Source organism: Microbulbifer maximicatervae (SeqCode) (genome assembly GCF_052467505.1).
This window is the reverse complement of record NZ_CP174313.1, coordinates 3,449,320-3,460,000: the sequence shown is the minus strand read 5'-3', so window position 1 is coordinate 3,460,000 and position 10,681 is coordinate 3,449,320. Positions and strand designations below refer to the sequence as shown.

The following is a 10,681-nucleotide window of genomic DNA, read 5'->3' as shown; positions in this document are numbered from 1 at the left end:
TTTAAGGTTGTAGGCTGGGGACTTAGGCAAATCCGGGTCCCTAAGGCTGAGAACTGATGACGAAGCCCACTTAGTGGGTGAAGTGGTTGATGCCCTGCTTCCAGGAAAAACTTCTAAGCTTCAGGTAATAGTGAATCGTACTCTAAACCGACACAGGTGGTCAGGTAGAGAATACCAAGGCGCTTGAGAGAACTCTGGTGAAGGAACTAGGCAAAATGGTACCGTAACTTCGGGAGAAGGTACGCCGGTTTTGGTGATGGGACTTGCTCCCTAAGCTGAGGCCGGTCGAAGTGACCAGGTGGCTGCGACTGTTTATTAAAAACATAGCACTCTGCAAACTCGTAAGAGGACGTATAGGGTGTGACGCCTGCCCGGTGCCGGAAGGTTAATTGATGGGGTTAGCTTCGGCGAAGCTCTTGATCGAAGCCCCGGTAAACGGCGGCCGTAACTATAACGGTCCTAAGGTAGCGAAATTCCTTGTCGGGTAAGTTCCGACCTGCACGAATGGCGTAACGATGGCCACGCTGTCTCCACCAGAGACTCAGTGAAATTGAAATCGCTGTTAAGATGCAGTGTACCCGCGGCTAGACGGAAAGACCCCGTGAACCTTTACTACAGCTTTGCACTGAACTTTGAGCCTATTTGTGTAGGATAGGTGGGAGGCTTTGAAGCAGCGACGCTAGTTGTTGTGGAGCCGTCCTTGAAATACCACCCTGGTATGTTTGAGGTTCTAACTCTGGTCCGTTATCCGGATCGAGGACAGTGTATGGTGGGTAGTTTGACTGGGGCGGTCTCCTCCCAAAGAGTAACGGAGGAGTACGAAGGTGCACTCAGCATGGTCGGAAATCATGCAATGAGCATAATGGTATAAGTGCGCTTGACTGCGAGACAGACATGTCGAGCAGGTACGAAAGTAGGTCATAGTGATCCGGTGGTTCTGTATGGAAGGGCCATCGCTCAACGGATAAAAGGTACTCCGGGGATAACAGGCTGATACCGCCCAAGAGTTCACATCGACGGCGGTGTTTGGCACCTCGATGTCGGCTCATCACATCCTGGGGCTGAAGCCGGTCCCAAGGGTATGGCTGTTCGCCATTTAAAGTGGTACGCGAGCTGGGTTTAGAACGTCGTGAGACAGTTCGGTCCCTATCTGCCGTGGGCGTTGGAGATTTGAGAAGAGTTGCTCCTAGTACGAGAGGACCGGAGTGAACGAACCTCTGGTGTTCCGGTTGTCACGCCAGTGGCATTGCCGGGTAGCTATGTTCGGACGGGATAACCGCTGAAAGCATCTAAGCGGGAAGCCTCCTTCAAGATAAGATCTCCCTGAGGCCTTGAGCCTCCTGAAGGGCCGTGGAAGACTACCACGTTGATAGGCTGGGTGTGGAAGCGTTGTGAGGCGTTGAGCTAACCAGTACTAATTGCCCGTGCGGCTTGACCATACAACAGAGATGGTTACTAACGACTAGCTAAGCTAGCGGATTGTGAGTTAGAGACATACGATCGCTTGCGGTGTATTACTACAGATTGTTTTACCGACTTATTTGGGGTTATCGCCGGTCAATAATGACCGAGGCAAACAGCGATAACACGGCAGGCCAAGCACTTTGCTTATAAGACCAATGCCAACCCAAGCCAGTTTGCCTGACGACAATAGAGTTGTGGAACCACCTGATCCCTTGCCGAACTCAGAAGTGAAACGCAACATCGCCGATGGTAGTGTGGGGCTTCCCCATGTGAGAGTAGGTCATCGTCAGGCTTCTAATCCGAAAAGGGCCACCCAATAGGGTGGCCCTTTTTTTATGGCTGAAAATATTTAAAAAAACAAAAACAAAAGCTAAAAAAATAAGAGAGAGAAAGCAGAAAATACTTAGTAAAAATTAAATAGAAAAAATAAAAGTAATTCTGAAAAACTTTAATGCTCCACTTTCTCTTAAAAAGTCAGTCAGTAAATAAAAAAGAAAAAGCTAAAATTACCTGAGTACCTTAAACAGACGCTCTCCTAAAAAGCCTATAAAAATAGGTCTTTACCGACCTCCGTAGCAAACGCCTTTGCGTTCACTCAAAAAATAATCCAACAAAAATAACCCTCGTAAATACCAGAAAAGTACCCATACCACTCCCGCCAAAAATTAAAATTAGCCCATAAAAATATCGGTGATTTTTTAGTCTCTGCAGTAATCCCCTGTAACCACGGGGCCTGTAGCCCGTTTATTAAAGTTATGCACAACTCTATCCAGACTTTCTGTTAGTAACCTCTGGCTGTGGAAATCCGTGCAAAAAGTGCTGCTTTTTTACCCGCCTTCAATAGAGCCAAGCAACCACGGGGCTGGCCGGGGATATCCAAGAGTTATACACAGCTCTATCCATGGTTTCTGTTGGTAACAAAGACGCCATAAAACGGACATCAGTTATTAACAGTGTTATGAGCGATAAATCTGTGGATTACTGCGGCTGATTGGTACGCCAGTATGCGAGAGAAGAAAAATTTGGGGATAAAAAAAGCCCCACCAGGTGGGGCTTGGGTGGGCTAGCAAGCAAAGGCGTTATCTGGAACGAGCTCAAAGTTCATATCATTCAAACTGAGGTCTTCCAGTGGAACCAGCTCGGCAGGGAGAGCAAAGCGTCGTGCGGCATTGTTCTGGTGCCAATCCAATACTTCAATGTCTGCTAACTCTTCTTGCTGTAGATCTTGTAAAAAGGTCTTCAGCTCAGTGGTGCTCGCAGTAATTAGCGACTGGTAGTCGTAGGTTCCCAATAGTTTAACGAAGCGGTATTCATCCGTGGCATCTTCAATACGCAGCCAGGCCTGCCCATTGGAATTACCATCCTCGCCGAGAATAACCGGACCTTGATCATCGTCGAATACTGGAATGAGCTGATAACCGGGAACAGGTAGTATTGTCCCCACCCATACCCAACCAGAGAGGCTGGTGCGGCTTAATTGCCATTCACAGAGCCATACCGTCTGATCATCGTCTATGCGAAATTCCCGGTACTCCCTTTGGCTTAAATAGTTGTCAAAGCTGACTTCGGCATTGGGGTTATCTTTACGAAAACTATGAAGCTGTTGTGTCATTTCATAGTTTACTTCCCAGTGCTTTTTCAAGCGCCACTGCATTGGGTATTGGCCCCATTCAACGATATATTCTTCGTGCTCGCGAACAGTTTCGACTACGCGCCAAAAGGCGCCGTCAATAAGAATGCAGGTATCCCCGAGCTTGCAGCCCGGAGCAATGATGCTGCATTCAGGTGAGGCTTCGGATGCACTCACTAAGTGTTCGCTACGCCCTTCAATAACGTCATACCAGGGAAATCCGTGACGCAATGGCGGCGGGAATGCCAATGGCGGCCGGCCGCCAAGTAATCGTCGGAAGAGAACCGATTTTTCAATTTCAAGATCAGAAAGTGTATAGCCTTCCTGTTGTGTGATTTGGCCCCAGGCAAAGGCGGCTCGGATTAGGTGTTTTTCTCGGTCTGAAAAGCTCATGGGTGCAATCATGGGCAAGTAAATAAGAAACCATACCACTGTGCAGGGGTGGGTGCTAATGCAAATGCAATTATCTGTCTTTTGTTGAATGGCGACATGTTGAAAATGGTTCGATACACTGGCTGGGATAAATTAGATGGATAGGGAGTTGTCAGTGGTTTGGATACAGAGGTTTGCGATCTTCGCGATCGGCTTGTTTATAGGGCTATCTCCAGCAGTTGCAGAGGAGAGAGAAGAGAGTAACTTCTCGCCCTGCTACCTGGACGGCTGGAGCCATGCTCTGCACTGTACAAAGATACCGGTTGGTGAAGGAGAAGCTGCAGTAGATCTAGCGGTAACGATAGCCCCAGCAGTTAATGACATTGGACTGGAGCCACTTTATTTACTGGCCGGTGGCCCCGGCCAGGCAGCCAGTTATCTGACCCCAATTCTAAATGCCTTATATAAAGTCAATCAGAGTAGGGCGATCGTTCTTGTCGATAGGCGCGGCTCGGGTTACTCGGCTGCATTTGATTGTGGGATCGACGGAGAAGTCCATATGGATCTGGAGGCGGTCACCGATCAATTCTCAACTTGCTACCTTGAAAACTCTTCCTTTGCGAAAGCCCTGCATAGCCGTCAAGCGGTTGATGATCTGGAGGAAGTGCGCCTCCAGTTGAGGCATAAAAAAATTGCTTTGTGGGGAGGTTCTTGGGGAACTCGCACAGCGCTTCTTTACCAGCAATGGTATCCCGAAAGTTTGAGTGTCCTGATCCTGGATGCCGTAGCCCCGATTGATTCAAAAGTTTTTCTTACTGCGCAAGCTGCTGAAAAGGCGCTGCTAAAATTGGAGAAAGACTGCAGTCAGGATCCGGTGTGCTCCGAATTTGGCGATTGGAGATCTGACCTGGATAGCTTGCTTAGGGACTGGGATGGAAGAGCATCGAATTTCCCGGACCCCCACTCTGGTCGCACAATGGAAACAAGTGTTCCCCGGAGCTTCATACAAAACCTGATAAGGACCGCGCTCTACACACCTGAAATGGCAGCGCAGTTACCATACGCTATTAGCCAGGCTGAGGAAGGTAATTATTTGCCGCTATCGGGATTGGCTGGACTTTTATCTGATGATGGAAGTATGTCTATGGGGCTCACCTTATCAGTTGCTTGCGCTGAAGAGTTAAATCGCACTACAGAGGAAGAGCTGGCTGCAGATATTCGCAATAGCTTTTTAGGTGATGCTTTTTTTGAGATTTTTGCTGAGGGTTGCAAGGTGTGGCCCGTATCTCCTATCACTTACGAAGTCCCGGAAGAAAGAAATCATCCTGTGTTAATTATTTCCGGGGAGGCTGACCCTATTACCCCACATTATTATGCTGAACAAAGCTTGGGGTATCTTTCAGAATTAACACAGGTAGTGGTTCCAGGTGGTGGGCATATCAATAGTATGCGCGGTTGTATACCAAAGCTAATAGATGATTTTCTAAAATCTCCACTTGCTTCTTTAGATAGTGATTGTATTGCGGATATTCAAAGACCACCTTTTATGGCGGGTGCTTTTGGACCTGAAATTGATAAAGCGGTATCCAGTGAGTTGCTATCGAGCCAAGGGGATAACAAATGATTGCTGTTAAATCTATTCACAAGCAATTCTCTGGAAAGAAAGTACTCAAAGACCTGAACTTCAATATACCTGATGGCCAAATAACCGCTTTGCTGGGGGCTAATGGAGCCGGTAAAACTACTTGCCTGAGAATTATAGCGGGGTTGGTAAAACCGGATGAAGGTACAGTATTTGTTAGTGGGCTTAATGTGGCCGAAAAGCCATTAGAAATAAAGCGGCAATTGGGCGTTGTCGGCGATCGTGAAGGCTTGTATGAACGACTTACTGTAGCGGAGTACTTATCATTTTTTGCCAGTGCGCAAGGATTATTTGGGGCAGAGCTTAAGCGCGCATTGAATTCTGTTCGAGAAGAGCTGGAATTAGAAGATTTGTGGCAACGTCGGACAAAAGGCTTTTCCCAGGGGGAGAGAATGAAAGTGTCGCTGGCGCGGGCACTAGTCCACCGGCCTACGCATTTGATACTAGATGAACCGACTCGCGGTCTTGATGTCCTTGCAGCGAGACTGCTGCGGAAAACACTTCTGCGGTTGCGCTCTGAGGGCGTAGCCATTTTATTTTCCAGCCATATTATGGCTGAAGTCACTGAGTTGTCAGATAGAGTGTTGGTGATGGCTAACGGTGCTATTGTCGACAGTGGTACCCCAGATGAGCTTGTAGAGCGCACAGGCTGTAAAAACCTGGAAGATAGTTTTGTCACTCTGGCTTACGGGGTTAAAGGGGAGGTGATGGCATGAAATTTTTAAACCTATTATTTACTCCCGCCATGTCTGCTCTTTTGAAAAAGGAGTTATTAGAGGTTTGGCGTGACCGGCGAGCACTGTATTTATCGTTGTTTTTTGCCATTTTATTTCCCGGAATGATCGCATCAATGACTCTGTTTATGTTTAAGTCCCAAGGAGAGAGGACATTTCAGCTAGCGTTGTTAGGCGGTCAGGATTTACCAGTATTGGAGCAGCAGCTGAGTAAAGGGCGGGTGGAACTGGATAGCCTGTCAGAAGGGGACCCGATGGCTTTACTTGATGAAGGTTACGATGCAGTTGTGAAAATTGACGAAGGCTTTTCTACCGATTATCGCAATTTCCGCAGCCCCAAGATTTATTTGTATGTTGATAGCTCCGATCGTTTCAGCGGGCAAGGCGCGAGCCATGTTCAACAAAAGCTGGGTGAGCTACAACAGCTCGTTATTCAACAAAGAATGGTCGCTAGGGGAGTCCCACTAAAAACAATGGCACCCTGGCAAGTACAGGTCAGGGATGTCAGTACCCCCTCTACCCGCAGTGCCTGGATTGTTGGTTCAATACCGGCACTCCTGATAATGACGCTGTTTATAGGTTGCTTGTCCTCGTCCATTGATGCCTCTGCCGGTGAGCGGGAGAGAATGAGTTTTGAGGTATTGCTGCAACAACCTCTGGCCGCCTGGCAGGTGGTCCTGGCCAAGGTGCTCGCTGTAGCCAGTATCAGTTGGTTATCTTCTATTCTTGCGTTAGTTTCGCTAATGGCTGTTTTTCCATTTTTGCCCTTGGCTGAAATGGGGATACAACATGCAACTACGCTAAGTGGAATGGTCGCTATGGCGCTTGCCCTGCTGCCATTGGCTCTATTGGTTGCTGTACTGCAAATATTGTTAGCGTTGCGTTCCCAGTCATTTAAAGATGCTCAAACTCAATTGAGTATATTGCAGATTTTACCTGTCACTATGTTGTTAATATTGGATATGTCATCCATAGAGCTAGAGGAACCTGTCTGGCAGTTGGTCCCGCTGGTCGCGCAACAGCAGTGGTTTAAGGCTCTACTGGTTGGGGATACGGTCTCCATATCACTAATGATCGCTGGCTCACTGGTCAGCCTTTTGTTGGTTGTTGGGTGTATATTAGGCGGTGCCCGAGCGCTGCAGCGAGAGAGTCTGCTCGGAGCTACCTAGCTTACTGATTTAGAGAGTTGTACTGGTATGAGTGACTTTCGTGAAGGGTTATTAAGTATCAACCTGAGGTCTATAGCAGATAACTATCAGGATCTGGCTAATCGCTTGAAAGCCGGCACCCGGTGCGGTGCTGTGGTTAAAGCGGATGCTTACGGCTTGGGAATGGCTCATGTTGCACCGGCGCTATACGCTCAGGGATGCCGCGATTTCTTTGTGGCCACCCAAGTCGAGGGGGAGCGCTTGCGCAGTGACCTCGGCAACGATGTGAATATAGTCATTTTTACCGGTGTCAGGCCTGGTGCTGAACTAGAGTGCGCTCGCGCGGGTTTGATCCCCACATTGTTTACTCTGGATCAATTGAAGAGCTGGGTTGAAATCTGCGAGAAAGCTCAGTTGGAGGCCCCTTGCGCCGTAAAAATTGATACCGGCATGACTCGGCTGGGATTGACCCCAGATGAGTTCGAATTGCTGCTGAAGGACCGCCCTCTCTTGGAGTCCGCCGATGTTCGGATGTTCTTCAGTCATCTTGCCTGTGCAGATCAGCCCCAGCATCCGCATAACAAGCTTCAGTTGAACGAGTTTAAGACCGCGGGCGATCGCTTGCGGGAACTGTGCCCGGATATTCAGCTCAGCCTTGCGAACTCATCCGGCATCTTTTTGGGTGAGGACTATCACTTTGATATTGCCCGACCGGGCTCCGCACTATACGGCCTTAACCCTGTCCCTGAGGCTGAAAACCCGATGCGTCCAACGGTGACTTTGGGCTTGCCAATTGTCCAAAAGCGCTATGTCAGTCAGTCCCGGTCTGTGGGGTATGGTGCGACCCAGGAAGTTCCCGGAGATAGTTGGCTTGCGGTAGCTCGGGGTGGATATGCCGATGGCATTATACGAGCCCAAGGGGGGCGGGGGCGCGGATGGGGGCACGGCCGCCCTCTGCCAATTGTCGGGCGTATATCAATGGACTCTACCACTTTCGATATTTCGGGTCTCAGCGAAGAGGAGCGGGACTCCCTTCAGTCGATCGAGATTCTCAATGACCAGCTTACGGTGGATGAGGTCGCTGGGTATGCCGGGACTATCGGTTATGAAGTCCTGACGAGCCTCGGGCATCGCTATGGCCGCCATTATGTAAAAGGTTGAACAAATTGCAGGACGTCGCCGCAAAAACACCATTAGAACAGCTTCGCCCGGTGCTGGAGCTGCTGGCGGATGGGGAAATACACTCGGGAGAATCCCTCGGGAATGCGCTTGGTGTCAGCCGAGCCGCTGTTTGGAAACAACTACAAAAGCTCGAGAGCTACGGCCTGACGCTTGAGTCTGCTAAGGGGCGAGGTTATCGCTTGCCGGGAGGTCTCGACTTGCTATCTGCGCAGACTGTTACCGCTCAGCTGGATGATTCAGCCCGAGCGCTACTGCGCGAGTTGCGGGTTTTTGATGAATTGAGTTCAACGAACTCGCTGTTACTGGAACGTTTTGAAGAAGGTAAGGGGCATGCTGTAGCGATTCTCGCCGAGCGGCAAAGTGCCGGTCGGGGTCGCCGTGGTCGCAATTGGGTCAGCCCGTATGCCACAAGTATCAGCCTCTCAGTGGGCTGGGAGTTTAATGGTGGTGTACTAAGCCTGGAGGGGTTGAGTCTTGCCGTCGGTGTTGCTGTGGCAAAAGCGCTCGAGCGTTTTTCTGTACCGGGCGTGCGCCTGAAGTGGCCAAATGATGTGTGGTGCCAGGGCCGTAAATTGGCCGGTGTATTACTTGAGCTAAAAGGGGATTTAACCGATCGCTGTTCAGTGGTTATCGGTATCGGGTTGAATAATGGTCTCAATGCAAAGACAGCTGAGGAGATTGATCAACCATGGGCAGATCTCCAGCAAGTCCGTCCTGGTATTGGCCGCAGTGAATTAACTGCGGCGATACTCAGCGAGCTGTTACCGATGCTGGAAACTTACCCGGAAGGGGGCTTCGCCGCTTACCGGGAATCGTGGTCAACCCTAGACCAGTTTGCCGGGCAGCCAGTTCAGTTGCGGTCAGGTAATTTGAGCTGGGAAGGTGTTGCGGCCGGTGTCGATGAAAAAGGAGCCTTGTTACTCGACACTGATAAAGGGCAAAAGTCATTTCATGGGGGGGAAATCTCGTTGCGGGGGCAGGTGTGATTCTAGAGCTGGATGTCGGCAATACACGGGGTAAGTGGCGCTACCTGGTCGAAGGCGAGGTGATAGCCCGTGGTGATATCGAAACTGGGCAGTTGCGCCAGCAGGTTTTGCCTGAGGGTTGGGCAGACTTAACCCCCTACCGTTTTCGGGTAGTGAATGTCGCCGGTCCCGTTGTTGCTGAATTCTTGAGTCAGGTGGCCCGAGACCTGTTCACACTGGAGGCTGAATTCTCGGCAGTAGCGCCCCAATGTGCCGGCGTTATCTGTGGGTATGAAGACCACTCCGCCCTGGGGGTGGATCGGTGGCTGGCAATGTTGGCGGCCTACCAGCAATCTCCCCGAGCATCATTAATTGTGGATTGCGGCAGTGCGGTCACCTTAGATTTGCTGGACAATAGCGGGCGCCACATTGGGGGATATATCGTTCCCGGTTTCGGATTGATGAATCGCGTTCTCAGTGTCGATACTCATGCAGCAAAGAGTCGTGAGGCACTGGCCCTGACAAAAACATTGGGCGCGGGACGCAATACCAATGAGGCGATAAACCGTGGCCTCTTGCTGATGGTGTTGGGTGCGGTTGATCGAGCAATGGAAGAATTGCAGGTCCAATCCGGTTCCCCCCCTTTATTGTGGTTAACCGGTGGAGATGCGCAGTTGCTCTCCGCAGTTTACCAGCACGAACATCGCCTGGTTCCCGATTTGGTGATGGATGGGTTGGCCCTTAGTAATCCATAAAAATTTACTCTGTTATGCGCTGGATAGCCCTTTCTTTAGTCGCCCTGAACGCTGTGCTTTTTGCCTGGTATATGTTGGTAGCGCCGTCTCCGCAGTTAAGTAGCGGCAAGAGCCCGATCCCTCACGAGTCGGAGGGAAAGAAAATTACCCTCGTTAGCGAAATATCCCCTGAAGAGCTGCCTGCTCCAGAGAAGGCCGGGGCACTGAGCAAGGAGTCCTTTGAGGTTGAGCAGCTTTGTACGCTGTTGGGGCCTTTCGCGGAGGAGTACCAGGGCGAGGATCTCTTGCAGCGAATCCGGTCCCTTCAGGTTAAAGCCGAGCTGCGTGATATAGAAATGCAGGGGCAGATGCGCTACTGGGTATATCTGCCGCCACTGAGTTCGAGGCGGGAGGCCTACAACCGCTTGCGTGAACTACAGTCTCAGGGGATCGACAGCTATGTCATTCCCAAAGGCGCATTGGAAAATGGCATTTCATTTGGGATTTTCAGTGAGCGAGCCCGAGCTGAGTCCCATACCAGCGTTTTGAAGGAGAGGGGGGTTACCGCGCAGTTCAAGGAGGAGCCGCAAACCTATATGGAGCGGTGGATAGTTATGCCCCCTGGCAGCACAGAAAGTCTTGCAGAAGAATTTTGGCGACAACTGCAAAGTGAATACCCGGATCTGGATCGGCGCCCAAATCTTTGTTCTGAAGTGCTTGGCTAACAAAAAAGCAGATTTATCAGAAAACCATCAGGTGGCGTCTCGAATCGCTGTTTTTTTCAACAAGTTGGAATAGGCGACATAAAAA

At 50.1% G+C, this 10,681-nt stretch carries 8 protein-coding genes and 2 rRNA genes (1 of these 10 cut by a window edge); 9 read left to right on the top strand and 1 reads right to left on the bottom strand.

The window, feature by feature from the left end:
• Positions 1–1,439, top strand: a 23S ribosomal RNA gene (locus tag ACJJIN_RS15380) (it extends 1,443 nt beyond the left edge of the window).
• A gap of 201 nt (positions 1,440–1,640) precedes the next feature.
• Positions 1,641–1,756: ribosomal RNA gene (gene rrf / locus ACJJIN_RS15375) — 5S ribosomal RNA — on the top strand.
• 771 nt (positions 1,757–2,527) lie between these two features.
• Here the strand turns inward: rrf and ACJJIN_RS15370 are convergent.
• Positions 2,528–3,487: a hypothetical protein gene (locus ACJJIN_RS15370; protein WP_444895291.1), complete on the bottom strand. Its 960-nt coding sequence runs from the start codon at positions 3,485–3,487 to the stop codon at positions 2,528–2,530.
• Between the two features lie 136 nt (positions 3,488–3,623).
• Here ACJJIN_RS15370 and ACJJIN_RS15365 point away from each other — a divergent pair, with 136 nt between their 5' ends.
• Genes ACJJIN_RS15365 through ACJJIN_RS15335 form a run of 7 tightly spaced genes read left to right on the top strand, consistent with a single transcriptional unit; the run spans position 3,624 to position 10,596 of the window.
• A complete protein-coding gene (locus ACJJIN_RS15365; RefSeq protein ID WP_444895290.1) occupies positions 3,624–5,090 on the top strand; it encodes an alpha/beta fold hydrolase in 1,467 nt (488 codons plus the stop codon).
• The gene (locus tag ACJJIN_RS15360; protein ID WP_444895289.1) at positions 5,087–5,824 is read left to right on the top strand and encodes an ABC transporter ATP-binding protein; all 738 of its coding nucleotides are present in this window, start codon (positions 5,087–5,089) and stop codon (positions 5,822–5,824) included. Before ACJJIN_RS15365 ends, ACJJIN_RS15360 begins: the two co-directional genes overlap by 4 nt.
• A complete protein-coding gene (locus ACJJIN_RS15355; RefSeq protein ID WP_444895288.1) occupies positions 5,821–7,011 on the top strand; it encodes an ABC transporter permease in 1,191 nt (396 codons plus the stop codon). The genes ACJJIN_RS15360 and ACJJIN_RS15355 overlap by 4 nt, the downstream gene beginning before the upstream one ends.
• A gap of 27 nt (positions 7,012–7,038) precedes the next feature.
• Positions 7,039–8,151 carry an alanine racemase gene (gene alr, locus ACJJIN_RS15350; RefSeq protein ID WP_444895287.1) on the top strand — a complete coding sequence of 371 codons (1,113 nt, stop codon included), beginning with the start codon at positions 7,039–7,041 and terminating at the stop codon, positions 8,149–8,151.
• A gap of 5 nt (positions 8,152–8,156) precedes the next feature.
• Positions 8,157–9,158 (top strand): bifunctional biotin--[acetyl-CoA-carboxylase] ligase/biotin operon repressor BirA, encoded by a 1,002-nt coding sequence (gene birA, locus ACJJIN_RS15345; RefSeq protein WP_444895286.1) that lies wholly within the window; start codon positions 8,157–8,159, stop codon positions 9,156–9,158.
• The gene (locus tag ACJJIN_RS15340; RefSeq protein ID WP_444895285.1) at positions 9,155–9,892 is read left to right on the top strand and encodes a type III pantothenate kinase; all 738 of its coding nucleotides are present in this window, start codon (positions 9,155–9,157) and stop codon (positions 9,890–9,892) included. Before birA ends, ACJJIN_RS15340 begins: the two co-directional genes overlap by 4 nt.
• A gap of 14 nt (positions 9,893–9,906) precedes the next feature.
• Positions 9,907–10,596 (top strand): SPOR domain-containing protein, encoded by a 690-nt coding sequence (locus ACJJIN_RS15335; protein WP_444895284.1) that lies wholly within the window; start codon positions 9,907–9,909, stop codon positions 10,594–10,596.
• Positions 10,597–10,681: the final 85 nt, after the last annotated feature.